Consider the following 23,444-nt stretch of genomic DNA (forward strand, 5'->3'; position numbering starts at 1 on the left):
ACAATAGATTATGCGGGGTTCTTCTCACGCTTTGCAAGCTGCCAAAGCTCTTCCATCTCTTCCAGTGTAGCCTCATCCAGGCTTTGGTCCCTCGCGGAAAGCGCGCGTTCGACCGCGTGGAAGCGATTCTTGAACTTCCCGTTCGTGCGACGCAGTGCGGCTTCGGGATCAAGCTTCAGATGTCTGGCCAGGTTCACGACCGAGAAGATGACATCGCCCAGTTCGTCTTCTATGTCGCCGGTCAAGCCTTCCATGATTGCGCGACGCAACTCACCGATTTCTTCCTCGATCTTGTCGAGGGTCGGTGCTGCGTCTCCCCAGTCGAAACCGACACGCGCGGCCTTCTGTTGCAGTTTCAGCGCGACCGTTGTTGCTGGGAGTGTGAGAGGCACGTCGTCGAGATAGCCTGCCTCGGCATCGGCCGGTTCGGCAATCCTGCGCCGGGCGCGACGTTCTGCCTTCTCTTCTGCCTTTATCTTCTCCCACATCCCCTTGGCCATACCAGCCTGTCGTGCGTCTTCATCGCCGAATACGTGAGGGTGGCGCCGGATCATTTTCCTGGTGATGGCTTCAACGACATCTTCGAACGAAAAGTGGCCGGCTTCTTCCGCAATCCGGGAATGGAAGACGACCTGCAGCAGAAGATCTCCAAGTTCCTCTGCAAGATCCATCATGTCGCCGCGACGGATGGCGTCATCAACCTCATAGGCTTCTTCGATCGTGTAAGGGGCGATGGAAGCGAAGTCCTGCTCGACATCCCATGGGCATCCGGAAACCGGATCCCTCAGAGCGGCCATGATGCGAAGAAGACCTTCGATGTCTCGTGATGGTTTCATGCGAGGACTCTAGCCGAGTTCAGGAGTGCGCAGAACCGATTTGCGCAGATGAATGGAGTTACTCAACAACTCGTTTCACCCTCTCGTCCCGACGCAAGCTCTAATACTTTAGTCTTAGAAAACGAGCTCAACTCTTCGCAATTGCAGCAATTTTCGCGGTTTTCATGCTGCATGTGCGTAAGAGCGGGTATTGCTGGTGCTTGCATAAATACTTGGCTCGTGCATCCTAGCTGTAGAGAACGCATGAACCAGGCCGATGCGGCGACCTTGGAGGAGGGGCCCCATCAAGCAAAACAAGCCGGTCATGCGGCTGGGAGGAGGAACTTGCTGCATGAGTGACAGCACAATTCTTGCTGCGCGGAATCTGACAAAGGAATTTCGAGGGTTCTTTGCCGTAAGTGACGTTGATCTAAGCGTAATTCGCGGCAGCATCCATGCTCTGATCGGACCCAACGGTGCGGGCAAGACCACCTGCTTCAATCTGCTGACCAAGTTCCTTTCACCCACGCGCGGCACCATCACCTATAACGGGAAAGACATAACCTCCTACAGCCCTGCTGACATTGCGCGGCTGGGTCTGGTCCGTTCCTTCCAGATCTCGGCGGTCTTCCCCAACATGACCGCCATGGAGAATGTGCGTATTGCACTGCAGCGTGCGCGCGGTGACAGTTTCGACTTCTGGCGTTCTGACAAGACCCTTCGCCAATATGATCACCGTGCCGAAGAGCTTTTGCACGAGGTCGGGCTGGAGCAATTCGCCGAAACACCTGCGGAAGAGCTGTCCTACGGACGCAAGCGCGCGCTCGAGATAGCAACCACGCTCGCTCTCGATCCGGAAATGCTGCTTTTGGACGAGCCCATGGCCGGCATGACCCAGGAAGACATCGAACGCATCAGCAGTCTGATCAGGCGTGTTGCGAAGGATCGTACGGTCCTAATGGTCGAGCATAATCTGTCCGTCGTTTCTGATCTGTCGGACCGAATAACGGTTCTGGCACGCGGGCAGGTGCTGGCCGAAGGTACCTATGATGAAGTCTCCAAGGATGAGCGTGTGGTAGAGGCCTATATCGGGAGCGGTCATGACTGAGGCGGGTTTGATGGAACGGACAGGTGATGCCGCCACGGCAGACATGGTCCTGAAAGTTCGAGATCTGCATGCCTGGTACGGCGAAAGCCACGTACTGCACGGAATCGACTTTGATGTGCGGGAAGGAGAGGTCGTAACTCTGCTTGGTCGAAACGGCGCCGGCAAATCCACGACCTTGAAGACCATCATGGGAATTCTGGCAAAGCGGAAGGGCTCGGTCGTCTACAAAGGTGAAGAGCTGATCAACCAGCCATCACGCCAGGTCGCGCGGCGCGGCATTGCATTCTGTCCGGAAGAACGCGGCATCTTCGCCAGCCTTACCGTTGAAGAGAATCTGTACCTGCCGCCTCAGGTCAGTCAGGGCGGCTGGGACGTCGATCGGATATTCGAACTGTTCCCCAATCTGCGTGAGCGTCTTTCAAGTCAGGGCACGAAACTCTCTGGTGGCGAACAGCAGATGCTGGCGATCGGTCGAATCCTGCGTACCGGCGCGCGTCTGTTGCTGCTCGACGAGCCCACGGAGGGGCTGGCGCCGGTTATCGTTCAGCAGATTGGGTCCACGATCGCGAGATTGAAGCAGGAGGGCTTCACCATCGTGCTCGTGGAACAGAACTTCCATTTCGCCGCAAAGCTGGCAGACCGTCACTACATTGTCGATCAGGGCAGGGTGGTGGATGTCATTCCCGGCGAAGAAGTGGAAGCGAGGATGGAGGACCTGCACGCCTATCTTGGGGTGTAGTCAAAAGCCGATCCTGCACCCGCAGGGTCGATAGTGGAGGAGGAAACAGGCATGAAAATCGCTAAGGCACTATTCGCATCTGCCGCATTTGCAGCGCTGGCGACGCCCGCCCTTGCAGTGGATGTCACCATCGGCGTGCTCAACGACCGGTCCGGTCTTTACGCCGATCTTGCAGGTGAAGGATCCGTGGTCGCGACACGCATGGCGATCGAGGATTTCGACGCCGAGAGCAAGGACATCAATGTCGAGGTTCTGAGTGCGGACCACCAGAACAAGCCCGATGTCGGCTCCAACATCGCGCGCCAATGGATTGACACGGAAAGTGTTGATGTCATCGTGGACGTGCCCACATCATCCGTGGCGCTGGCGGTCAATGAGGTGGTGCGGGAGAAGGACAAGATATTCCTCGCTTCCGGTCCGGCAACATCGGACCTGACCGGCAAGGCGTGCTCGCCCAACACGATCCACTGGACCTATGATACCTATTCGCTTGCCAATGGTACCGGCAAGGCCATGGTGCAGGAGGGCGGTGACAGCTGGTTCTTCGTGACGGCCGACTATGCGTTCGGTCATGCGCTGGAGCGCGATACGCAGGCAGTGGTGGAAGAAGCCGGTGGTAAAGTGCTCGGCAATGTCCGGCACCCGCTGAGTTCCAGCGACTTTTCGTCATTCCTGCTCCAGGCCCAGGCGTCCGGCGCAAAGGTGATCGGTCTCGCCAACGCAGGTGGTGATACGATCAACTCGATCAAGCAGGCTGCCGAGTTTGGTATCGTGCAGGCAGGGCAAAGCCTTGCAGGGCTCCTGATCTTTTCGACCGACGTTGCCGCGCTGGGTCTGGAGACCGCTCAGGGGCTGGTTCTGACAAATGCCTTCTTCGCGGACCGTAATGAAGACACCAAGGCTTTTGCCGAGCGCTTCAAGGAGCGTCATGGCAAGAACCCGACCATGGTGCAGGCAGGCGTATACTCATCGGTCCTTCACTATCTCAAGGGCGTTGAGGCAACCGGTAGCGACGAAGCGTCCAAGGTGATGGAGTGGATGAAAGCCAATCCGTCCAATGACCCGATCTTCGGCGAAGCGTCGGTGCGCAAGGACGGGCGGCACATGCATGACATGTATCTGCTGAAGGTGAAGTCTCCTGATGCCGCCCAAGGCGAAGAGGACTATTTCGAACTGCTGGCGACAATCCCTGCCGAGGAAGCATTCCGTCCCATCGAGGATGGCGAATGCGAAATGGCAAAGCAGTAGGCTGAACCAGGGCAGGGGTGCCACCAGCGCCCCTGCCGTTCATGCATGGAGCTCACATGCTGAAGACCTGATTCAGTCATGGGCTCCAAGCGGCTGAATTATCGGGGTTTTTCATGTTTGAGCTGATTGGAATACCGCCTCAGGCCTTGTTCGGGCAACTTCTGCTCGGCTTGATCAACGGCGCCTTTTACGCGGTTCTCAGCCTTGGTCTGGCGGTCATTTTCGGCTTGCTGAACATCATCAACTTCACCCATGGCGCGCAGTATATGCTGGGCGCATTCGTGGCCTGGATGCTTTTGAACTATCTGGGTCTTGGTTATTGGTGGGCTCTGCTGTTGGCCCCTGTCATTGTCGGGATCACCGGGGTGATCCTCGAACGAACCCTGATCCGGCGGCTTTATCACCTGGATCATCTCTACGGATTGCTTCTGACTTTCGGTCTGGCGCTGATCTTCACAGGCGTATTCAAGCAACTCTATGGAGTGTCCGGGCTTCCTTACCGTGCGCCCGAGCTTCTTTCCGGCGGCTACAATCTGGGTTTCATGTATCTGCCCAACAGCCGTGCCTTTGTCATTCTGGCGTCTGTGGTGGTGTGCTTCGGCACCTGGTTCATGATCGAGAAGACCAAACTAGGTGCCTATCTGCGTGCGGCCACAGAGAACCCGACCCTGGTGAGCGCATTCGGCATCAATGTGCCGCTGCTTATCACGCTGACTTATGGGTTCGGTGTCGGACTGGCAGCGTTTGCAGGCGTGCTGGCCGCGCCGATCTATTCCGTAAATCCGATCATGGGTGAAAACCTCATCATCGTCGTCTTCGCTGTGGTGGTAATCGGAGGCATGGGTTCGATCCTGGGCTCCATTCTCACGGGCTTCGGGCTCGGTTTGGTGGAAGGGCTCACGCGCGTTTTCTATCCAGAAGGTTCCGCGGTGGTCGTGTTCGTCATCATGGCGCTCGTGCTTTTGGTGAAGCCGGCAGGCCTGTTTGGGAGGGAGATCTGATGGCCAACCAGGTTGAAACGATCGCAACCGATCTTCCTCGCGAGAAAGGGGCGGGGATGCCCCGTCACCATCTGATCATCTTCGTCGTACTGGCTGCAGCGCTGCTGGTCGCGCCTTTCCTGCTTTACCCGATCTTCCTGATGAAGGTGCTGTGCTTCGCGCTTTTCGCCTCTGCTTTCAACCTCCTGCTTGGTTATGGCGGGTTGTTGTCCTTTGGCCACGCAGCGTATTTCGGCATGGCGAGCTATGTGAGTGCCCATGCTGCCAAGGTCTGGGGTCTGCCACCGGAGCTGGCGATCTTGTGCGGTACGGCCATCGCTGCAGTGCTGGGACTCGTATTCGGCGCACTGGCGATCCGTCGACAGGGCATCTATTTTGCCATGGTGACACTTGCATTTGCGCAGATGGTCTATTTCTTCTCGCTGCAAGCGCCATTCACCGGCGGTGAAGACGGTATTCAGGCGGTGCCGCGCGGTACGCTGTTCGGTCTGTTCAATCTGGCTGATCCGGAAACGCTGTATTTCTTCGTGCTGGCGATCTTCTTCTTCGGCATCCTCATCATCTATCGCATCATCCATTCGCCATTCGGTCAGGTTCTCAAGGCCATTCGCCAGAATGAGCCACGTGCCGTCTCGCTGGGTTATCGGGTCAATCAGTACAAGCTGGCCGTGTTCGTGCTTTCCGCAGCACTTTCCGGTCTTGCCGGTGCGACCAAGGCGATCGTGTTCCAGCTTGCTTCCTTGACGGATGTCTATTGGGCAATGTCGGGCGAAGTTGTTCTGATGACATTGCTGGGCGGCATGGGGACGGTATTCGGTCCGATGGTCGGCGCAACAATCATCGTGACGATGCAGAATTATCTGGCAACGCTCGGTGATTGGGTGACGATCATACAGGGGCTCATATTCGTTGTTGCCGTTCTGTTGTTCCGCGAAGGTGTTGTCGGCGTGTTGGCAAAGAGATTCCGCAAGCCGCTGTAAAACCCTGACAACTAAAGGAAAAAAGATGAATGAGCCGCAGCGATTCTGCGGCTTTTTCCTATATGGACCCGATGCTATGCCGACACCGAGCCGCATGGCTCTGTTGTGCGATGAGTTCCATAATCTATCTTATCTGATTGTCTTTGGTGCGGCTCATCCCGAAGCTGGAAACTGCGACAGGCTTTTGATCATTCGTCCCTGCGCAGCAGCTCTTCCAATTCTGTCGGGAAACGCGCCGGTTCCACACGATTGAGAAAGTAGTCCACATTTCCGATGGGCTCAGGCAGCGCAACGGTCATGTTGAAGCTGTCTGCCGAACATGTGTATGTGATGTCAGGAACGAAGCTGCCGCCGTTCGGAACAGGCATGGTTTGGGACGTGGTGCCGGCGGATGTCGATGTGGTCGTCCCCAGTATCGCCCCACCGCCACCAGCGTCGCAAAATTTCAGTCGCCCATCGGCTGTCCAGATCTGACCTGTTCCTGTCCCCACGCGCAGGTCCAACTGCGTGATAGCGATTTCGCCAGAGTCTTCATCAAAATCCTGCAGTTCAACATTTCGATTGAATGGAATGGTTGAAAAGAAACCGTCCTCATAGATCCGAATGCCCAGCGTATGGGACATGTCCGCGGTCATGTCTGCAACGGATTCGAAACCCATTCCTGAAAATGCCGTTCGCAGCTTTTCCATGGCCGTGTTGCTTCCAATCCAGGCGCCGGCCAGGCACCTGTCCATCACGGCACCAGGCGGAGGCGGACACGGAGTTTGGGCGCCAGCACTTGTCGCAAAGGCTGTAGCGGCCAGCAAGAGTGTTGCAGTCAAGGCAGTTTGACAGGACGAATTGGATGGAATGCGGATTGAATGCATGGATCTGCCCCGCGTCTAGCGACCTCGTGGAGATGCTATCAAGGTCGATCCGATGCGACAAATCAAGCGGGTATTGCTGTCAAATCCGCAATCTGAGCCTGTGCAGCGCGAAACAGATCCGACGGAGCGACGGCGAATACGGCATCCGGCGCACCAGCGGCTGCCCAGATCCGGTCGAATTGAAGCAAGGTTCGATCAGCGATACAGCGAATTGGGTTCAGATGGCCTATCGGTGACACGCCGCCGATTGCAAAGCCCGTGAATTCACGCACCTTCTTCGGATCAGCCCGCTCCATTGGTTCGCCACAGATATCGGCTGCACGTGTAGGATCAAGTTTCTGGCTGCCGGATATGAGGAACAGGAACAGGTTCCCGCTCTCGTTTCCCTGAAAGATCAGGGATTTCACGATTTGGTCTACCTCACAATCGCATTGCGCTGCGGCTTCTTCAGCGGTGCGGGTCGACTCCCCCATCCGCTTCACTTCTATCGAAAGGCCTGCCTCAGCGGCCGCTTGCTCGACACGTTTCACGCTCTTTGACATCACCATCACCTGCAGGATCAGTATGCAATCTCAAGAAGAAGTCCATCATGCGCCGGGATGACATGAGCCGGTGTTTCCCGCTCTACCGTCGCGTAGTCCAGCGGGATATGCATGTGGGTCAAAACCGCCTTCCCCGGCTTCAGACGTTTGATCCATTCAAGCGCTTCTGCAAGCGAAAAATGACTGGGATGCCTCTTGTACTGCAAGGCGTCGATAACGAGCACGTCCAGATCGTGCAGCCTTTCAGCGGTTTCCGGCGGAAACGCACTGACATCGGAGCAATATGCCATTGAGCCAACGCGAAAGCCTAAGGAATGAATGGCGCCGTGAACCTGACGCAGGGGCTCGAAGGTGATCGGACCGCCCTCGCCTGCAATCGTGATTTCACGGCCAGGTTCTATGATGTGCCCTTTGAGTATCGGTGGATAGTTGCTGCCTGCCGGCGTCTCGAAACAGTAGCTAAATGCCTCGACCAGGCGCTCCATGGTTGGCTGATCGGCATAGACATCCATCAGCGCGTTCTGGGCAAGGACGTAGCCGCGCAGATCATCGATACCGTGGATGTGGTCGGCATGTGGATGCGTGTAGAGCACGCCATCGAGATGGTCGACCTTGGCCGAGATCATCTGGCTGCGGAAATCAGGTCCGGTATCAATGACGACCCGGGTGGTCCTGCCATTCGCGCCGATGCGTTCCACGAGCGCAGCCGCTCGTGTACGTCGATTTTTCGGGTTCTTTGGGTCGCAGGCTCCCCAATCGCCCATGATGCGCGGCACACCGGGTGAGGAGCCGCAGCCCAGGATGGTGAGGCGCAGCCTGTCGCTCAAGATGCGCCCTGCCCCAGTGCCTCGCGTGGCACCTTCGCAAATAGCCGGAAAAAGTTGTCGGTCGTCAGTTTCGTCAGCTCTTCGGGCTGCATTTCACGCACATCCGCGAGCACCTTGGCTGTATGGGCGACATATGCCGGTTCGTTCGTCTTGCCGCGTTTTGGAACTGGCGCCAGATAGGGAGCATCCGTTTCCACCAGCAGACGTTCCGCGGGAACTTCTCTGGCAATCGCCCGCAACTCCTCCGACTTCTTGAAGGTCAGTATGCCTGAAAACGAGACATATCCGCCCAATTCCACGCCTTTGCGTGCGAGGGCCGCGCCTGAAGAAAAGCAATGCAGGATGAAGGGAAACGAGCCTCGGCCGGTTTCCTCTTCCAGTATGGCGGCAACGTCCTCATCCGCTTCACGTGCGTGGATCACCAGTGGAAGACCGGTCTCGCGCGCAGCCGCAATGTGCCGGCGGAATCCCTGCGCCTGAAGATCGCGGGGTGCCTTGTCATAGAAGTAGTCCAGACCCGCCTCACCGATGCCGACCACCTTGGGATGTTTGGCGAGACTGACCAACTCCTCGGTGGTGACCCCGGTCTCTTCGCCGGCATTGTGCGGATGTGTGCCGACCGTGCAGAAGACATTCGGATATGCCTCGGCAATCGCCCTGATATCGTTGAAACGGGCGACACGCGTCGAGATCGTCACCATCAGTCCCACGCCAGCTTCTCGCGCGCGTTCGATCACCGCATCGCGGTCACCGGCGAAATCCGGGAAATCAAGGTGGCAATGACTGTCGACGAGCATCTCAGCTGGCTGCCTTTCCTGCCTCTTCCTCGACATAGCGCGGGAATATAGGCTCAGGCTTCGGCAGCGCAGAACCGGATTCAAGCGCGTAGTTCTCGGAGAGATGTGCGAAGTCGCGCTGGTTGTCGGGAACGGCAAGAATGTTCAGAAGCTTAGCGGCAGAGTCCGGGATGAAGGGCTGGCAGAGAATGCCGATACGGCGAAGCACCTCTGCGGTCACGTACAGAACAGTCTCCATTCTGGCAGGATCGGTTTTCTTCAAAGCCCAGGGTTCCTGGCCTGCAAAATAGCGGTTGGCCTCCGCTACCACTTCAAAGACTGCAGCCAGCGCCTGATGAATGGCCTGGCGCAACATTGCCGAACGTGCGGTTTCGAGTGCCTTGTCCGCCATGGCCAGTATGGCCTTGTCGGCATCGGACAGCTCGCCTTTTTGCGGCACGGCACCGGCGCAGTTCTTCGCAATCATGGAGAGGGAGCGCTGCGCAAGATTGCCCAGGTCGTTCGCCAGATCCGCATTGGTGCGGTTGACGATGGCCTCATGGCTGTAGCTGCCGTCCTGTCCGAAGGGCACTTCACGCAACAGGAAGTAACGGACCTGGTCGAGACCGTAGTGATCCACAAGTGCAAACGGGTCGATGACATTGCCCACCGACTTCGACATCTTCTCCCCCTTGTTGAAGAGGAAGCCGTGACCAAAAATCCGCTTTGGCAGCGGCAGGCCCGCCGACATCAGGAATGCGGGCCAGTAGATCGAGTGGAAACGGGTGATGTCCTTGCCGATGACGTGGCAATCCGCGGGCCAGAATTCGGCACGGGGATGGTCGGGATCGGGATAGCCGGTGGCGGTCAGATAGTTGGTTAGCGCGTCGACCCAGACATACATGACGTGCTTTTCATCACCGGGAACCGGCACGCCCCAGTCGAAGGTTGTTCGCGAGATCGACAGATCGCGCAGGCCGGATTTCACGAAGCTGGCAATCTCGTTGCGACGCTCGACCGGGCCGATGAAATCCGGCTGGCTTTCATATAGATCAAGCAGCTTGTCCTGATAGGCAGAGAGCTTGAAGAAGTAGCTTTCTTCCTCCACCCACTCGACCGGGGTTCCCTGAGGGCCGTAGCGAATGCCATCTTCACGAAGTTCGGTCTCGTCCTCGCTGTAATAGGCCTCATCGCGCACCGAATACCAGCCGGAATAGGAACCGAGATAGATATCGCCTTTTTCGGCCATCGCCTTCCAGATGGCCTGCGAGGCCTTGTGATGGCGCTCTTCTGTCGTGCGGATGAAATCGTCATTTGACGCGTTGAGAACCTGCGCCATCTGCTGGAACTTCGGTGCGTTGCGGTCCGCCAGCTCACGCGCGGAAATATCCTGCTTGCGCGCGGTCTGAAGCATCTTGATGCCGTGCTCGTCGGTTCCCGTCAGGAAGAAGACCTCCTTGCCGTCAGCACGCTGAAAACGCGCCAGAACATCTGTCGCGATCAGTTCATAGGCGTGGCCGATATGAGGATCGCCATTCGGGTAGGAAATCGCGGTCGTGATGTAAAATTTCTCGCGGGTCATATCTTCTTTCCGGTCGAAGGTTCTGGCGGTGGGATAGCGATTAATGGCCGTGATGCCAAGCACCCTGGCTACAATGCCTGGGGCATCCCGCCGAGCTTCGTGTGAAGGGTGGAAATCGTTCCGATGATGTGCTGGCGACGATCGAGATTGTAGGTTTCGGTTTCGATGAGTTGGGTGCGCATGTCTTCATGCAGTTCCGCCAGGCTGGCAGCCGTGCACGTGTCACCCTCCTCACCTGCCAGGCGCGCGCGTTCGGCAATGCGATCAAGAGCAAGGCGGTTGAACAGGTCGAACTGTATCTGCCTGTCGCGGCCGCTTGCAGCGTCTGCCAGGCGGAAGACGTCCGTCATGTTCAACTTCGGTTGGCCCAGGACACCACTCAATGCCTGTTCGATTTCCAGGCCACCGAACTGGGTCAACAGAACAGCGTTGCGCACGCTTCCCGAAGAACGTGCTGCAAGAAGGGCGCGCTCTTCGGAAGCTTCGGGCATATCTGCTCCTATGCCTTGCAGCACCGTGAAGAGGTCCTGATCCGGGAGCGGTTGGAGCTTTATCGTCTGACACCGGGAGCGGATCGTTGGCAGGAGCCGTCCCAGCGAATGCGTGGTCAGGATGAACAAGGTGCGTCGCGGCGGCTCTTCGAGACTCTTGAGGAGAGCGTTTGCGGCATTGGTGTTCATGTCATCGGCCGGATCAACAAGGATGACACGGAAGCCGCCTTCCTGGGTTGTCATGCCCAGAAAGCGACTGACCCGGCGGATTTCATCCACCGTAATCACTGTCTTGAATTTCTTTTCGCGATCATTGCGTGGGCGCGTCAGGTGGAGAAACCCGGGATGAGCCCCCTGTGCGAGGAGGCGAAAGGATTGCGATGCAGTGTCGATGGCGACCAGATCTTCCGGCGCCTCGCGGGGGTCTGGATGCGTGAAGATGTGGTTGGCCAGATGATAAGCCAGTGTCGCCTTGCCTATGCCCTGTGGGCCCGCAAGCAGTAACGCGTGATGCATCTTGCCCGATCGGTATGCCTGCGCGAGCATCCGGCGTGTCTCGAGATGGCCGAAAAGCGCCGGGTTCTCAGCAGGTTCGGGAATATCCGGCAGGGTATCGTGCTGCTCAGGCGCGATCCGCTCAAACATGACTTGTCGCTCCCGATCGTTCGCGAAGTGCCGTATTGGTCAAGGCGAGAATCTCCGCAAAGACGCTCTCGGCGTCTCGTGCTGCATCGACAACGCGACATCTCTCTGGTTCCTGCTGCGCGATCTTCAGGAAGCCCTGTCGTCTGAGGCGGTGTGTCTCGATTTCTTCCTTCTCGAAGCGGTCCGCTGTTGCGTCTCCGCGTCGCGCACTGGCGCGGTGAAGACCTTCTTCGGGGTCTATGTCGAGTATGACCGTGAGATCGGGTATCGTGTCATTGACTGTCACGCGTTCCAGCTTGCTCATGAAGTCTTCGCCAAGCGCGCCTGTAATACCCTGGTAGACACGGGAAGAGTCCATGAAGCGGTCGCACAGCACGATCGAACCGGCATGCAGTGCTGGCTTGATGACCCTCTCCACGTGATCGCTTCTGGCGGCCGCAAACAGGATTGCCTCCATTGACGAGCCAAAAGGCTCAGCTGCACCTGACAGCAATACGTGACGCACCGCCTCTGCTCCGGGAGAGCCGCCGGGCTCGCGCGTTACGACAACGTCGTGGCCCTGGCTGCGCAGTGCTTCGGCGAGCCTGGTGATCTGGGTCGATTTGCCAGCCCCCTCACCGCCTTCAAATGTCACGAACAAACCCTCAGGCACCGAACTGATCACCTCAACCACAGAAACCGGGTCTTCTTAGCGGTCTGGTGGACCTCAGTCCATGACAGTGGACAATCCGGATCACGAAACCGGAACGCATGCGTCCCTGCGCACACTTAACGCAGCCATCCGATCAGGAGTTCTCCAACGGCATCCAATGCGCGTTGGTGAAGTTCGCCTTTCCCGACAGATTCCGCGGCATAGACCGGTGTCTCCTGACTGATCGTGTCGCCGAGCCAGATACGCAACCGCCCGACCTCCTCGCCCTCTTCGACGGGAGCCTGGAGCGGCCCTTCATAAACGACTTCCGCACGCATGCGTTCGCGGTCGGTGATGGGCACGAAAATCGCAACGTCACGGCGCGCACGCAATTTGACCGTCGGCTGCGCACCGCCATATACATCCGCCTCGGCGATTGCCTCGCCTTCACCGAAAAGAGCCATCTTCTCGAAAGCGCGGATGCCCCAGTCGAGCAACTTGCGCGCCTCTTCAGCGCGCTGCTGCTCGCTTTCCATGCCGCCAAGGGTCGCGAAAAGGCGACGACCGTCGCGCTCGATCGACGCAGTGATGGCATAGCCCGATTCTTCCGTGAAACCCGTTTTCAGCCCGTCGGCACCGATATTCATCGGCAGAAGTGGATTGCGATTGCGCTGGCGGATGCCGTTCCATTCGAAATCCGGCTGCGAGAAAGTCTGATAGCGCTCCGGATATGTCTGCCATAGATGCAGAGCAAGTTGAGTGAGTTCTCGCGCGGTAACAACCTGTCCTGGGGCCGGAAGTCCTGTTGCATTGACAAAAGTCGAGGTCTCGAGGCCAAGTTTGCGCGCGCGGGTGGTCATCAAGCGTGCGAAACTTTCTTCCGATCCCGCCATGCCCTCGGCAATGGCGATGGCACCGTCATTGGCCGAGTGAACAATGACGCCTTGCAGCAATGCATCGAGCGGGACGCTCGACTTGACTTCGGCAAACATTGTCGACGTGCCTGAAACCGCACCACCGGTGCGCCAGGCATGTTCGCTGATGTAGAAGTTTTCCTCGGGTGAGATCTGGCCCGACCTGATGGCGTCGAAGGCAAGCTCAACGGTCATCAGTTTCGCAAGCGAGGCTGGCGGGAATGCAGCGTCTGCATTCTTCGAAAAAAGGATTGTGCCCGTCTCAGCGTCGATGAGATGCGCCTGTTTGGCGCGTGTTTCGAAAAGCTGTGCCTGGGCAGGGAGTGCCACGCAGGCTGCAAGCAGCGCCACTGCGCATTGCCGAAGCCATCTCATCTTCAGGCGCATACTCTCCCCCACTCCATGATTGGCCCCGCAAAGGCTATGTCGGAGAGGTTATAGTATCACCTTGGAAATCTTCAACAACAGCGCCTACAAATCGCTGTCGCGGACGATGAACGCATCACTGGCACCAGCATTCCACGCCGCCTGCAATGCACGGTCTATGAGAGCTTCATCCCTGGGCATGAGCGTCAGCGAACGCGTCGTGGCCGAGCCGGCATTCTCAACGCGGATCGTACCAAAAGGGGAAAGCGTCTGGAACAGGGCTGTTATTTTCTCATCGTCGGCGAAGACGCCAAGGCTGATGGTCATGCCCTGTTGCGGCAGCGGATCCTTGCCGTTGCGGGTCCACCACTCCTTCAGCGCATTCTGATCCAGCTTCTTCTTCATGACCTGATCAAAGCTGCTGGCGGCTCTATTGACGCGCTGGTCTGCGTAGGAAAGCAGCGCACTGGCCATTTGCTGCGGCTGTGGCTCCACGCCCGGCGCGGTTTTGGGGCGATCGGGTACGAGCGGACCGGAAGCAGGGAGCGCGGAAGTGCCAGCGGGCGACGACGTGCTGAGCGCGGTCTCGAAGCTTGCAGCGGTCGCAGACGCGCCATTGTCTTTCATTGCGAGCATTACGCCGGATGGTAGGCCGTCGGAAGGATCCGCATCGGCTCCGCCGGGCTTGAAGGATGCGAGGAGGAATGAATCATCTCGTCCTTCAAGGGGCGCGGGCCCCACATATTCAACCTTCACCTTTGCGACACCCGCAGATTTGTAGTCCAGCAGTTCCGCTGTGCGCTTGGACAGATCGATGAGCCTGTCATGCGCGAAGGGGCCGCGGTCGTTCACACGAACGATCACCGAATTCCCGTTGTTGATATTGGTGACGCGCGCATAGCTTGGAAGCGGCATGGTCGGATGTGCGGCGGTCAGGTGGTTCATGTCATAGACTTCGCCATTCGCCGTAAGCCGCCCGTGGAATGCGTCGCCATACCAGGAGGCTGCGCCTACATCCACATAGTCCGGATCTTCTTGCGGGTGATACCAGCGGCCCTTGATCTGGTACGGTTTCCCGACCTGGCGGCGGCCGCCGCCACGCGGCAGGTTCGACACCTTCTCGGCAACCTTGGGGCTGGCTTTCACGCCATATTCCGATTCGGCGAAATATTCCTTGCTCTTGGTCTTCGGCGTGATCTCAGCAGTCGGAGTGGGCTTTTCACAGGCGGTCAAAGCGATAGCCAACGCAGTAAAGGCAAGGGTTGAAACGGCTGCTCGGCGCGCAGATCTGCTACCCGTTTTCAGCATGAATCAACTTCCCCGGCAAGAAAGCAACGAACCGCGGCTCGCGCAAAATAATCATGGATTTGGCGGTCTGCCAGGTGCCCCCAGCCGCACCACCCCTCTCAATGCGCACGCAAACGTTACCGTGCGGTAAAGACTATTTGTTCAGAAATAGGCGAAAATGTGCCGACGTAGCAACTCTCTTGATGAAGAACGCCAAGTGGCTCGTTTGCGGGCAACGAAATCACTCTTGAAACTCCTGCGGTTCATGCGTACACGAAGAGCCGTTTGGAGGGATGGCCGAGCGGTTTAAGGCACCGGTCTTGAAAACCGGCGTGGCAGCGATGTCACCGTGGGTTCGAATCCCACTCCCTCCGCCACGCCTTATATGCCAGCTGCAGCTTTCTTTCGCCGATCCTGAGGTTTGTCAGAACGACAGTGTTGCAGCGCCGGCCTTGATCTCTTCATGCATCACGCTTGCGCCTGCTATGACCACTCCGTCGAGCAGGTCGTCCGCTTCATAGCCGCGCGCCTTGACACAGGGCGGGCAGGCCCAGATCACACCGCCGCGCGCCTGGAAATCCTCGATCAGTTTCGCAAGCGGGTCGAGCGGTGAGACATGTGTCATCTGCTGTCCTTTGATGCGCACGAGGTCGATGGCGGTGCTCGTCAGGAACAGGAAGACCTTCAGCCCTGACGTGATACCCCCATTCGCAATGGTCAGGGCCACCGATGAGAGTTCTGAATCGATGCCTTTTGTCAGCAAAACCACCAGTTTGTCACTTGCCGGGCTCATGATAACCTCCGTTTTCATCATGCCTGTGAAGTGACCATGATGATGGAGAATTCGGTGTCCGGCTTTGACCGAGATGCCCGATCTCTTAACAGGGATGCTCGATATGGCAGAAGCACAGGTTGCCGACCTGCTGTCAGAGATGTTGCGGCGTATCCGAATTTCCGGATCGCTGCAGTATTGCTTCATGCCTGCAGGGAACTGGCAAACCAGTGCGGAGCCAGCTTCATACAGGCCCAAAGGTGCGGTCGGCTTCCATATCATCGCTGCAGGAAGCTGCTGGCTGGACGTGGATGGGATGCATCTTGAACTGAAGCAGGGAGATGTCGTCCTCTTCCCCTTCGGTAGCGCTCATGTCGTGGGTGCGGGGCACGGTGGATCGGTGGTTGATCCCGCACGCCTCCTGCCTCCCCTGCCCTGGGACCACACGCCGCTCGTCCGTTTCGGAAGCGGGCTTGGGGGAAGGCGGTTGTTGTGTGGTTATATAGAATGCAATGCGCTCGCCTTCCTGCCATTCGCCCACACCTTGCCAATGGTGATCCATATCAGCACGAGTGGCGGTTCAGACTGGTTGGCAGACATCGTTCGGCAGATCATCCATGAAGTCGACGCACGACCCGGAGCTGGCATGCCGGTTGTTGAGCGCCTTTCAGAGATCGTATTGCTTGAAATATTGCGGCGCGAGCTGCTGCGTTTGCCTCCCGGTGGGAAGGGCTGGGTAGCCGCAGTTCAGGATCCGGTGATCAGGCGCTGTTTGAGCCTGATCCACTCGCAACCCGCACGGAACTGGAACCTGCAGGAACTTGCCAGGAACTCGGCGGTGTCACGGGCAGTTCTGATGCAACGCTTTGCGCACCTCCTTTCAACGTCTCCGATCAGATATTTGCGGGATTGGAGGCTCTATCTGGCGGCTGAGCGGCTGCGTTCGGGTGACGTGTCGATCTCGGAACTTGCAGTTGAGGCTGGCTACAGTGGCGAAGCAGCCTTCGCCAGAGCCTTTGCGCGCAAACAAGGATGTCCACCGGGGACCTTTCGTCTGAGATATGCGGGGGCAGATAAATTGACGGCAGGCTAGAGATACGAAAAAAGGGCGGCTCCTCGGCCGCCCTCTTCTCATCGCGTTCTTCAGATCAGTTCGGGAGCTTGTCGTCCACGCCTTCGACGTAGAAATTCATGCCCAGAAGCGTACCGTCATCGGCCACTTCACCTTCGGCAAGCCAGTCGGAGCCGTCCTGCTTCTTGATCGGGCCGGTGAAGGGATGGAATTCGCCGGAGCGGATCTTCTCTTCGATTTCCTTGGCCTGTGCTGCCACTTCGTCGGGCATGTTCTTGTAGGGTGCCATCACGACGTGACCTTCAGCCAGACCGGCCCACACGTCCTTCTGCTCCCAGGTGCCCTCGTGGACTGCCTCGACACGTTCGACATAGTACGGGCCCCAGTCGTCGATGATCGAGGTGAGCTGTGTTTCCGGGCCGAACTCAAGCATGTCGGAGGCCTGGCCGAATGCCTTGATGCCGCGTTCGGCGGCAACCTGCATCGGAGCAGTGGAATCGGTGTGCTGGGTGATGATGTCCACGCCCTGATCGATCAGTGCCTTGGCAGCATCGGCTTCCTTGCCCGGGTCGAACCAGGTATTGGCCCAAACGACCTTCACCTTGAAGTCGGGATTGATCGACTGTGCGCCCAGGAGGAACGCGTTGATGCCCATGACCACTTCGGGAATCGGGAACGATGCGATGTATCCGGCAACGCCCTTTTCCGAGATGTTGGCGGCAATCACGCCCTGGATGTAGCGACCTTCGTAGAAGCGCGAATTGTATGTGGAGACATTGTCATGCTCGCGCTTGTAGCCGGTGGCATGCTCGAACTTCACGTCCGGGAACTTGGCTGCGACCTTGTTGGTCGGATCCATGTAGCCGAAGGAGGTCGTGAAGATGATGTCGCAGCCTGAACGGGCGAAGCGCTCGATGGCGCGTTCGGCATCAGCGCCTTCGGGTACGCTTTCCAGATAGGCGGTTTCGACCTTGTCACCCATCGCCTCTTCGACATCAAGCAAGCCCTGATGGTGCTGGTAGGACCAGCCGAAATCACCGATCGGGCCGACATAGATGAAGCAGGCCTTGGTCTTGTCCTGTGCCTGTGCCGTTCCCCCTGGAACGATAGCCGTGGCGGCAACGGCGAGCGCCGCCAGTGCCGAGGCCTTTATTGTCTTGATCATGCTTGTTTCCTTCATGGTTGCCGTTGGCGCCTTCCCGTCTTTATCTGTCCGGCACAAATGGGCGCCCTAGTGAGGCCGGTGTGTTCATGAGCGTCAGTCTGCGGTTTCGCGAGATTATGACAAGTACGGCTATAGTTGCCAGATAGGGTAGCGAAGAAAGAAGCTGTGAGGGTATGCCCACCCCCTGCGCCTGGGCGTGAAGCTGCCCAATGGTGACGCCACCGAAAAGATAGGCGCCGGCAACAACGCGCCATGGCCGCCAGGAGGCAAAAACCACGAGCGCCAAGGCAATCCAGCCACGACCCGCTGTCATGTTTTCCACCCATTGCGGCGTGTAGACCAGCGAAAGATAGGCGCCGGCGAGGCCGGCACAGGCTCCGCCGAACATCACCGCTCCGTATCGGATGGCAATGACATTGATGCCCTGCGCATGAGCCGACCCATGATTGTCGCCCACCGCACGCAACTTCAGCCCGGCGCGTGTGGAAAACAGGAAATAGGCCACGGCAATCGTGAGGAGGATCGACAGGTAGAAGATCGGATCCTGACCGAACAGCAGGCGTCCGACAAATGGGAGATCGGTGAGGAAGGGGATGTCGATATTGCCCATCTTGATACCCGGGCGACCGACGAAGCTTTCGCCCAACATACCCGATAGTCCCAGACCGAACAGGGTGAGTGCCAGACCTGTGGCCACCTGGTTGGTAACCAATGTCAGGGTCAGGAAGCCGAACAGCAGCGAGAAGACCGCACCGACGATGACGGCGGCAAGAACGCCAAGCCAGGGCGAACCCGTCGAGAGCGCCACCGCGAAACCCGTGATGGCACCCATGACCATCATGCCTTCAACGCCAAGATTGAGGACGCCTGAGCGTTCTACAACGAGTTCCCCCAAAGCCGCGATCAGGAGCGGCGTTGCAGCAGTCGCAATGGTTATCAGGATCGACTCAAGCATTGTTTTCGACCCCTTCCAAAGCTGCGCCTTGCGGTTGGGTGGTGCGTATGAGGCGGATCCGGTAGTGAATGAGCATGTCGCACGCCAGAACAAAGAAGAGCAACATGCCCTGAAACGCTCTGGCAACCTTGTCGGATACGCCTATCGATATCTGTGCGGCTTCGCCGCCAAGATATGAGAGTGCGAGAACCAGACCCGCAGCAACGATGCCCAGTGGGTTCAAACGCCCCAGGAAAGCGACGATGATTGCGGTGAAGCCGTATCCGGGTGAAATGCTCGGTCGCAGTTGACCGATCGCGCCTGAGACCTCGGAGATGCCTGCAAGCCCTGCCAATGCGCCGGAGACCAGGAACGCGAACATGATCATCCGGGTGCGCGAAAAACCGCCGAACCTTCCCGCGCGCGGGCTCTGGCCGATGACTTTCACCTCGAAGCCCTTCAGGGTCTTGGCCAGCAGGAACCACAGAACAACCGCCGCGATCAGCGCGAAGGCAAATCCCCAATGGGCGCGCCCCGAAGCCGGCAATATCTCCGGGAGAATGGCGTCGGCATGAAAGCTGCGTGTTTCTGGAAAGTTGAAGCCTTCCGGGTTGCGCCAGGGGCCGCGGACCAGCCAGTCGAGGAAAAGCTGTGCCACATAGACCAGCATCAGGCTGGTCAGGATTTCATTGGTGCTGAAGCGGGCTTTCAGAAATGCGGGTATGGCCGCATAGGCGGCACCGCCCAGCATGCCCATCAACAACATCAGCGGAAGAACGAATGCGTTTTGCCACTCAGGCACCATGATCGGCAGGATAGACCCGGTAATCGCACCGATGACGAATTGCCCTTCCGCGCCGATATTCCAGTTGTTCGACAAATAGCAGATCGAAAGTCCGACCCCGATCAGGATGAGAGGCGCGGCCTTTACTGCAAGCTCATGCAGTGACCAGACTTCCAGCAGCGGCTCGATGAAGAAGTAGTAGAGCGCGGTCACCGGATTCTTGCCAAGAAGCGCAAACATGATCGCGCCTGCGACCAGCGTCAGCAGCAGCGCGATGAACGGCGACATGATGGAGAACAGTGCCGATTGGCGCGGACGTCTTACCAGTTCGAGACGCATCATGCCGTCTCCTCGAGTATGCCGGGTTCAGAGGCGTCAGCGCCACCCATTAGGAGGCCGATCTTCTCGAATGTCGCGTCCTTGATGGGAACCGGTTTCGAAAGATGTCCGTGATGCATCACGCTGATCGCATCGCTTATCTCGAAAAGTTCATCCAGATCCTGACTGATCACCAGTACTGCTGAGCCTGAGCGTGCCAATTCGATCAGCGCGTTGCGAATGCGGGCCGCAGCACCTGCGTCGACGCCCCATGTGGGCTGATTGACTACAAATACCGAGGGAGAACGGTCCAACTCGCGTCCGATGACGAATTTCTGGAGATTACCACCGGACAGGGAAGAAGCCGCAGGATCTGGAGCGCCCTTGCGTACATCCATGGCCTTGCAGACCCTTGCTGCGGCGTGCGCGAGCCCCGAACTCCTGATGAAGCCTGCCGGTCCCACATAGCTGCTGCCATCGGTCTGGTGGCGCGACAGGAGCAGGTTCAAGGACAGGGGCAGGTCGGGTGCGGCAGCATGGCCAAGGCGCTCTTCGGGGACGAAGGCTGCTCCAAGTTTCCTGCGCTGGGAAATGTTCAGCAGGCCCGCCTTCCTGCCACAAAGGCAGATCGTGGAAGCCTCTGCCTGGGTTGCTTCGCCCGATATAGCCTCGAACAGTTCGCCCTGCCCGTTGCCAGCAACGCCTGCTATGCCCAGCACCTCGTTCTCATGAACCCTGAGATTGATGTCATGCAGCGTGACGGCGAAGGGATGCGCGGCAGGACGGTTCAGGTTCTGGACCTCAAGAAGCGCGCGACGTGCGGCATTGGACGATTGCGGCTGGCGCCGTGCCCCTTCTACCTCATCCCCGACCATAAGCCGTGCCAGAGAAGCGGCAGTCTCTTGTTTCGGATCGCAGTGGCCGACCACCCTGCCCTGTCTGAGCACGGTGGCACTGTCACAGATGCGCTTCACTTCTTCGAGCCGATGCGAAATGTAAAGGATCGAGCGACCTTCACCGCGAAGCCGCTCCAGCGTCTCGAACAGGCGGTCAGCTTCCTGCGGGGTCAGAACCGAGGTGGGTTCATCCAGAATGATGAGCTGCGGGTTCTGCAGAAGACACCGGACGATTTCTATGCGCTGTCGTTCGCCGACGGAAAGGTCGCCAACATGGGCATAAGGGTCGAGCGGAAGTCCATAGGCATGTGAGACCTCCTTTGCCCGTTCGGCCACCGCGGAAGGCTGTTCGTCGGAATCAAGGGACAGCAGGATGTTTTCGGCTGCAGTCAGCGCGTCGAACAATGAAAAATGCTGGAAGACCATACCGATGCCAAGACGGCGTGCAGCGGCCGGGTTGTCGATCTGCACGCTCTGACCCTGCCAGACAATGGAACCTGCAGTCGGCTCAAGAGCGCCGAAGAGCATCTTGACGAAGGTGGATTTGCCCGCACCGTTTTCGCCGAGCAAAGCGTGAATTTCGCCGGGCGCGATCGTCAGATCGATCGCGTTGCAAGCGGTAACCGCTCCGAATGTCTTGGTCAGTCCACGCGCTTGAAGCAGCGGAACGCGCCCACTCTCAAGTGTTGTCTGCACAACACCTCCCATTGTTCGGCACATTGTTTTTGTTGCCGTTTATGTTCCCGCGCTCATGGTAGGCATGGCGCACAGGCATGCAATAGGCTTCCAGAAATTGAAACTGCTTCAAGATTGGTGCCCGGACCATCTTATGACTTACGGGATCAAAACGGTAGCACCGCTTGTGCGGCGGTTTTCAAGGTCTTCATGGGCTTGGCCCGCATTGCTGAGGGGATAGCGCTGATTGACCTTCGGCGTGATGACACCGTCTACGACGAGACCGAAAAGTTCTTCAGCCGCGGCCTCCAGTTCCTTGCGCTTCGCGATATAGGTGAAGAGTGTCGGACGGGTCGTGAAGATCGAGCCCTTCTGCGCCAGGAGATTAATGGAGAATGGCGGTACCTGGCCGGATGATTGGCCGAAGCTTACGAACATACCGAGCGGGCGCAGGCAGTCCAGCGAGCCCTCGAACGTGTCTTTGCCTACCGAGTCGTAGACCACGTCACATTTCTCGCCATCGGTAAGTTTTGCCACCGCGGAGACAAAGTCGTCCGTCTTGTAATCGATGACGCTGTTATAGCCGTGTTGAAGCGCCAGCTTGACCTTCTCCTCGCCACCGGCTGTCCCAATGGCTTGAGCGCCGAGGTGCTTCGCCCACTGTCCGAGGATCAGGCCCACCCCTCCTGCAGCGGCATGGTAGAGAATGCGATCACCTGCCTTGACGGGAAATGTGCGGCGAAGGAGATACCATGCGGTCATCCCCTTGAGCATGATGGCTGCCGCCTGTTCGTCACTCACGCCATCAGGGATCTTTACCACGCGGTCGGCAGGCATCAGACGTTCCTGCGCATATGCCCCGCCATTGGTGGCATAGGCTACACGGTCGCCCTCTTTCAGTTCCTGCACGCCCTCGCCTACGGCAGCCACGACACCGGCACCTTCTCCGCCCGGCGTAAACGGTGGTTGTGCCGGGTAAAGGCCCGTCCGGAAATAGACGTCGATAAAGTTCAATCCGACTGCGTTCTGCGCGATCAGAACCTCACCAGGGCCTGGCGCTGGCGTTTGCACATCTTCCCATTTCAAAACGTCCGGACCACCGGTTTCATGGATGCGGATGGCTTTGGCCATGTCAGGGCTCCTTTTTTCCAAGGTCAGGCATCATCTGCATGATGCCACCTATGACAAACAGATAGATGCTCGTGAGGCCTATGCCCCAGGTGACAATGAAATGCGGGTTCAACTGGGAGAGGAGCGAGATTGCGCCAAACAGGCACCAGGCGAGGAAAATCGTCAGATTGATTGGACGCAGGCGCGTCACGCGTACCGGATGAAGGAAGTTCACGGGCAGGAACGTCAGCAGGCAGGAAATCGCCACGATGCCAAAGGAGATGTTCTCGCCGGGCCTGATTACGAAAAGCGTGAACACGACCATGTTCCAGACAACCGGGAACCCCTTGAAGAAGTTCTCCTTCGTCTTGATACCAGTGTCGGCATAGTAGATCGCGCTTGAGACGACGATCAGGGCAGCCGAGAGGAAGGAGAGTCCCTCACCCATGAAACCGCTCTGGTAGAGAGCAAAAGCGGGTATCAGCACATAGGTTACGTAGTCGATGATATTGTCCAGCATGTCGCCGGACCAGTTTGGCAGCACGTCCTTCACTTGCAGCTTTCGCGCTATCGGCCCGTCTATGCCATCGACGAACAGTGCAAGACCCAGCCACCAGAACATCGCCGTCCAACGCTCTTCGCTGGCCGCCACGAGTGAAAGGAATGCGAGAAAGGAGCCGGAGGCGGTGAGCAGATGGACCGAGAAGGCCTTCGCCTGCGGTGCTGTCACCCGCTTAGCGTTCATGATGCCCCACCTCCATCTGGTACAGACCGAAACTGCCGATCATCCGCGGACCCGGCGGCAGTCGTTTCCCTGCGGTAATAGCATGAGGAGCGACAGCGCAAAGGGGTAAAGCGCCAGTATGTATGTGGAAAACCATCTTTGGCGCTTTGCGGAAA

Annotated in this window: 23 protein-coding genes and 1 tRNA gene; 7 read left to right on the top strand and 17 right to left on the bottom strand. The window is 58.1% G+C overall.

Annotated features, from left to right (window positions below):
* Positions 1 to 8: 8 nt before the first annotated feature.
* Positions 9 to 836: a nucleoside triphosphate pyrophosphohydrolase gene (gene mazG / locus EL18_RS05015; protein WP_036480440.1), complete on the bottom strand. Its 828-nt coding sequence runs from the start codon at positions 834 to 836 to the stop codon at positions 9 to 11.
* Positions 837 to 1,167: 331 nt separating this feature from the next.
* Between mazG and EL18_RS05020 the strand changes: the two genes are divergently transcribed.
* The 5 genes from EL18_RS05020 to EL18_RS05040 all read left to right on the top strand — a co-directional run bounded on the left by EL18_RS05020 (position 1,168) and on the right by EL18_RS05040 (position 5,891).
* Positions 1,168 to 1,923 (top strand): ABC transporter ATP-binding protein, encoded by a 756-nt coding sequence (locus EL18_RS05020; protein ID WP_036480448.1) that lies wholly within the window; start codon positions 1,168 to 1,170, stop codon positions 1,921 to 1,923.
* Entirely contained in the window at positions 1,916 to 2,662 is a 747-nt protein-coding gene (locus EL18_RS05025; RefSeq protein ID WP_036480450.1) for an ABC transporter ATP-binding protein, read from the top strand. Before EL18_RS05020 ends, EL18_RS05025 begins: the two co-directional genes overlap by 8 nt.
* A 51-nt stretch (positions 2,663 to 2,713) precedes the next feature.
* The gene (locus EL18_RS05030; RefSeq protein ID WP_036480452.1) at positions 2,714 to 3,910 is read left to right on the top strand and encodes an ABC transporter substrate-binding protein; all 1,197 of its coding nucleotides are present in this window, start codon (positions 2,714 to 2,716) and stop codon (positions 3,908 to 3,910) included.
* Positions 3,911 to 4,023: 113 nt separating this feature from the next.
* The gene (locus EL18_RS05035) at positions 4,024 to 4,911 is read left to right on the top strand and encodes a branched-chain amino acid ABC transporter permease (RefSeq protein ID WP_036480453.1); all 888 of its coding nucleotides are present in this window, start codon (positions 4,024 to 4,026) and stop codon (positions 4,909 to 4,911) included.
* Positions 4,911 to 5,891, top strand: coding sequence for a branched-chain amino acid ABC transporter permease (locus tag EL18_RS05040; RefSeq protein WP_036480456.1), 981 nt, complete (start codon positions 4,911 to 4,913; stop codon positions 5,889 to 5,891). Before EL18_RS05035 ends, EL18_RS05040 begins: the two co-directional genes overlap by 1 nt.
* A 188-nt stretch (positions 5,892 to 6,079) precedes the next feature.
* Here EL18_RS05040 and EL18_RS05045 read toward each other — a convergent pair whose 3' ends face one another.
* The 9 genes from EL18_RS05045 to EL18_RS05085 all read right to left on the bottom strand — a co-directional run bounded on the left by EL18_RS05045 (position 6,080) and on the right by EL18_RS05085 (position 14,839).
* A complete protein-coding gene (locus EL18_RS05045) occupies positions 6,080 to 6,580 on the bottom strand; it encodes a hypothetical protein (protein WP_036480457.1) in 501 nt (166 codons plus the stop codon).
* A 239-nt stretch (positions 6,581 to 6,819) separates the two neighbouring features.
* The gene (locus tag EL18_RS05050; protein ID WP_036483998.1) at positions 6,820 to 7,299 is read right to left on the bottom strand and encodes a YbaK/EbsC family protein; all 480 of its coding nucleotides are present in this window, start codon (positions 7,297 to 7,299) and stop codon (positions 6,820 to 6,822) included.
* A 17-nt stretch (positions 7,300 to 7,316) separates the two neighbouring features.
* Positions 7,317 to 8,126, bottom strand: a complete 810-nt coding sequence (locus tag EL18_RS05055; protein ID WP_036480460.1) for an MBL fold metallo-hydrolase — start codon at positions 8,124 to 8,126, stop codon at positions 7,317 to 7,319.
* On the bottom strand, positions 8,123 to 8,923 hold the full coding sequence (locus tag EL18_RS05060; RefSeq protein ID WP_036480461.1) for a TatD family hydrolase: 801 nt from the start codon (positions 8,921 to 8,923) through the stop codon (positions 8,123 to 8,125). Before EL18_RS05060 ends, EL18_RS05055 begins: the two co-directional genes overlap by 4 nt.
* Before the next feature lies 1 nt (position 8,924).
* Positions 8,925 to 10,484, bottom strand: a complete 1,560-nt coding sequence (metG, locus tag EL18_RS05065; RefSeq protein WP_036480464.1) for a methionine--tRNA ligase — start codon at positions 10,482 to 10,484, stop codon at positions 8,925 to 8,927.
* Between the two features lie 68 nt (positions 10,485 to 10,552).
* A complete protein-coding gene (locus tag EL18_RS05070) occupies positions 10,553 to 11,620 on the bottom strand; it encodes a DNA polymerase III subunit delta' (RefSeq protein WP_036480467.1) in 1,068 nt (355 codons plus the stop codon).
* Positions 11,613 to 12,272, bottom strand: a complete 660-nt coding sequence (gene tmk / locus EL18_RS05075) for a dTMP kinase (RefSeq protein ID WP_036484001.1) — start codon at positions 12,270 to 12,272, stop codon at positions 11,613 to 11,615. Before tmk ends, EL18_RS05070 begins: the two co-directional genes overlap by 8 nt.
* A 116-nt stretch (positions 12,273 to 12,388) precedes the next feature.
* On the bottom strand, positions 12,389 to 13,540 hold the full coding sequence (locus tag EL18_RS05080) for a D-alanyl-D-alanine carboxypeptidase family protein (protein WP_051914165.1): 1,152 nt from the start codon (positions 13,538 to 13,540) through the stop codon (positions 12,389 to 12,391).
* Positions 13,541 to 13,636: 96 nt separating this feature from the next.
* Complete coding sequence (locus EL18_RS05085) at positions 13,637 to 14,839, bottom strand: septal ring lytic transglycosylase RlpA family protein (RefSeq protein ID WP_036480471.1); 1,203 nt, start codon at positions 14,837 to 14,839, stop codon at positions 13,637 to 13,639.
* A 266-nt stretch (positions 14,840 to 15,105) separates the two neighbouring features.
* Here EL18_RS05085 and EL18_RS05090 point away from each other — a divergent pair.
* Positions 15,106 to 15,195: transfer RNA gene (locus EL18_RS05090), tRNA-Ser, on the top strand.
* Between the two features lie 47 nt (positions 15,196 to 15,242).
* Here EL18_RS05090 and EL18_RS05095 read toward each other — a convergent pair.
* Positions 15,243 to 15,611 (bottom strand): DsrE family protein, encoded by a 369-nt coding sequence (locus EL18_RS05095; RefSeq protein WP_036480474.1) that lies wholly within the window; start codon positions 15,609 to 15,611, stop codon positions 15,243 to 15,245.
* Between the two features lie 103 nt (positions 15,612 to 15,714).
* Between EL18_RS05095 and EL18_RS05100 the strand changes: the two genes are divergently transcribed.
* Positions 15,715 to 16,683: an AraC family transcriptional regulator gene (locus tag EL18_RS05100; protein WP_161781971.1), complete on the top strand. Its 969-nt coding sequence runs from the start codon at positions 15,715 to 15,717 to the stop codon at positions 16,681 to 16,683.
* A gap of 55 nt (positions 16,684 to 16,738) precedes the next feature.
* Here EL18_RS05100 and EL18_RS05105 read toward each other — a convergent pair whose 3' ends face one another.
* The 6 genes from EL18_RS05105 to pcsA form a co-directional block, all read right to left on the bottom strand.
* Positions 16,739 to 17,827, bottom strand: coding sequence for a BMP family ABC transporter substrate-binding protein (locus EL18_RS05105; RefSeq protein ID WP_036484010.1), 1,089 nt, complete (start codon positions 17,825 to 17,827; stop codon positions 16,739 to 16,741).
* 40 nt (positions 17,828 to 17,867) lie between these two features.
* Entirely contained in the window at positions 17,868 to 18,782 is a 915-nt protein-coding gene (locus EL18_RS05110) for an ABC transporter permease (RefSeq protein ID WP_036480479.1), read from the bottom strand.
* Positions 18,775 to 19,884 carry an ABC transporter permease gene (locus tag EL18_RS05115; protein WP_036484014.1) on the bottom strand — a complete coding sequence of 370 codons (1,110 nt, stop codon included), beginning with the start codon at positions 19,882 to 19,884 and terminating at the stop codon, positions 18,775 to 18,777. Before EL18_RS05115 ends, EL18_RS05110 begins: the two co-directional genes overlap by 8 nt.
* Positions 19,884 to 21,467 carry an ABC transporter ATP-binding protein gene (locus EL18_RS05120; RefSeq protein ID WP_036480484.1) on the bottom strand — a complete coding sequence of 528 codons (1,584 nt, stop codon included), beginning with the start codon at positions 21,465 to 21,467 and terminating at the stop codon, positions 19,884 to 19,886. The genes EL18_RS05115 and EL18_RS05120 overlap by 1 nt, the downstream gene beginning before the upstream one ends.
* A 126-nt stretch (positions 21,468 to 21,593) precedes the next feature.
* A complete protein-coding gene (locus EL18_RS05125; RefSeq protein WP_036480497.1) occupies positions 21,594 to 22,565 on the bottom strand; it encodes a quinone oxidoreductase family protein in 972 nt (323 codons plus the stop codon).
* A 1-nt stretch (position 22,566) separates the two neighbouring features.
* The gene (gene pcsA / locus EL18_RS05130; RefSeq protein WP_036480500.1) at positions 22,567 to 23,289 is read right to left on the bottom strand and encodes a phosphatidylcholine synthase; all 723 of its coding nucleotides are present in this window, start codon (positions 23,287 to 23,289) and stop codon (positions 22,567 to 22,569) included.
* Between the last annotated feature and the right edge of the window lie 155 nt (positions 23,290 to 23,444).

The organism is Nitratireductor basaltis (genome assembly GCF_000733725.1).
GTDB lineage: Bacteria > Pseudomonadota > Alphaproteobacteria > Rhizobiales > Rhizobiaceae > Chelativorans > Chelativorans basaltis.

Excerpts from the sequence above, each read along its gene's own strand:
- mazG (WP_036480440.1), bottom strand. The coding sequence starts at position 836 with ATGAAACCATCACGAGACATCGAAGGTCTTCTTCGCATCATGGCCGCT.
- EL18_RS05020 (WP_036480448.1), top strand. The coding sequence starts at position 1,168 with ATGAGTGACAGCACAATTCTTGCTGCGCGGAATCTGACAAAGGAATTT.
- EL18_RS05025 (WP_036480450.1), top strand. The coding sequence starts at position 1,916 with ATGACTGAGGCGGGTTTGATGGAACGGACAGGTGATGCCGCCACGGCA.
- EL18_RS05030 (WP_036480452.1), top strand. The coding sequence starts at position 2,714 with ATGAAAATCGCTAAGGCACTATTCGCATCTGCCGCATTTGCAGCGCTG.
- EL18_RS05035 (WP_036480453.1), top strand. The coding sequence starts at position 4,024 with ATGTTTGAGCTGATTGGAATACCGCCTCAGGCCTTGTTCGGGCAACTT.
- EL18_RS05040 (WP_036480456.1), top strand. The coding sequence starts at position 4,911 with ATGGCCAACCAGGTTGAAACGATCGCAACCGATCTTCCTCGCGAGAAA.
- EL18_RS05045 (WP_036480457.1), bottom strand. The coding sequence starts at position 6,580 with ATGGAAAAGCTGCGAACGGCATTTTCAGGAATGGGTTTCGAATCCGTT.
- EL18_RS05050 (WP_036483998.1), bottom strand. The coding sequence starts at position 7,299 with ATGTCAAAGAGCGTGAAACGTGTCGAGCAAGCGGCCGCTGAGGCAGGC.
- EL18_RS05060 (WP_036480461.1), bottom strand. The coding sequence starts at position 8,923 with ATGCTCGTCGACAGTCATTGCCACCTTGATTTCCCGGATTTCGCCGGT.
- metG (WP_036480464.1), bottom strand. The coding sequence starts at position 10,484 with ATGACCCGCGAGAAATTTTACATCACGACCGCGATTTCCTACCCGAAT.
- EL18_RS05070 (WP_036480467.1), bottom strand. The coding sequence starts at position 11,620 with ATGTTTGAGCGGATCGCGCCTGAGCAGCACGATACCCTGCCGGATATT.
- EL18_RS05080 (WP_051914165.1), bottom strand. The coding sequence starts at position 13,540 with ATGAGATGGCTTCGGCAATGCGCAGTGGCGCTGCTTGCAGCCTGCGTG.
- EL18_RS05085 (WP_036480471.1), bottom strand. The coding sequence starts at position 14,839 with ATGCTGAAAACGGGTAGCAGATCTGCGCGCCGAGCAGCCGTTTCAACC.
- EL18_RS05095 (WP_036480474.1), bottom strand. The coding sequence starts at position 15,611 with ATGAGCCCGGCAAGTGACAAACTGGTGGTTTTGCTGACAAAAGGCATC.
- EL18_RS05100 (WP_161781971.1), top strand. The coding sequence starts at position 15,715 with ATGGCAGAAGCACAGGTTGCCGACCTGCTGTCAGAGATGTTGCGGCGT.
- EL18_RS05105 (WP_036484010.1), bottom strand. The coding sequence starts at position 17,827 with ATGATCAAGACAATAAAGGCCTCGGCACTGGCGGCGCTCGCCGTTGCC.
- EL18_RS05110 (WP_036480479.1), bottom strand. The coding sequence starts at position 18,782 with ATGCTTGAGTCGATCCTGATAACCATTGCGACTGCTGCAACGCCGCTC.
- EL18_RS05115 (WP_036484014.1), bottom strand. The coding sequence starts at position 19,884 with ATGCGTCTCGAACTGGTAAGACGTCCGCGCCAATCGGCACTGTTCTCC.
- EL18_RS05120 (WP_036480484.1), bottom strand. The coding sequence starts at position 21,467 with ATGGGAGGTGTTGTGCAGACAACACTTGAGAGTGGGCGCGTTCCGCTG.
- EL18_RS05125 (WP_036480497.1), bottom strand. The coding sequence starts at position 22,565 with ATGGCCAAAGCCATCCGCATCCATGAAACCGGTGGTCCGGACGTTTTG.
- pcsA (WP_036480500.1), bottom strand. The coding sequence starts at position 23,289 with ATGAACGCTAAGCGGGTGACAGCACCGCAGGCGAAGGCCTTCTCGGTC.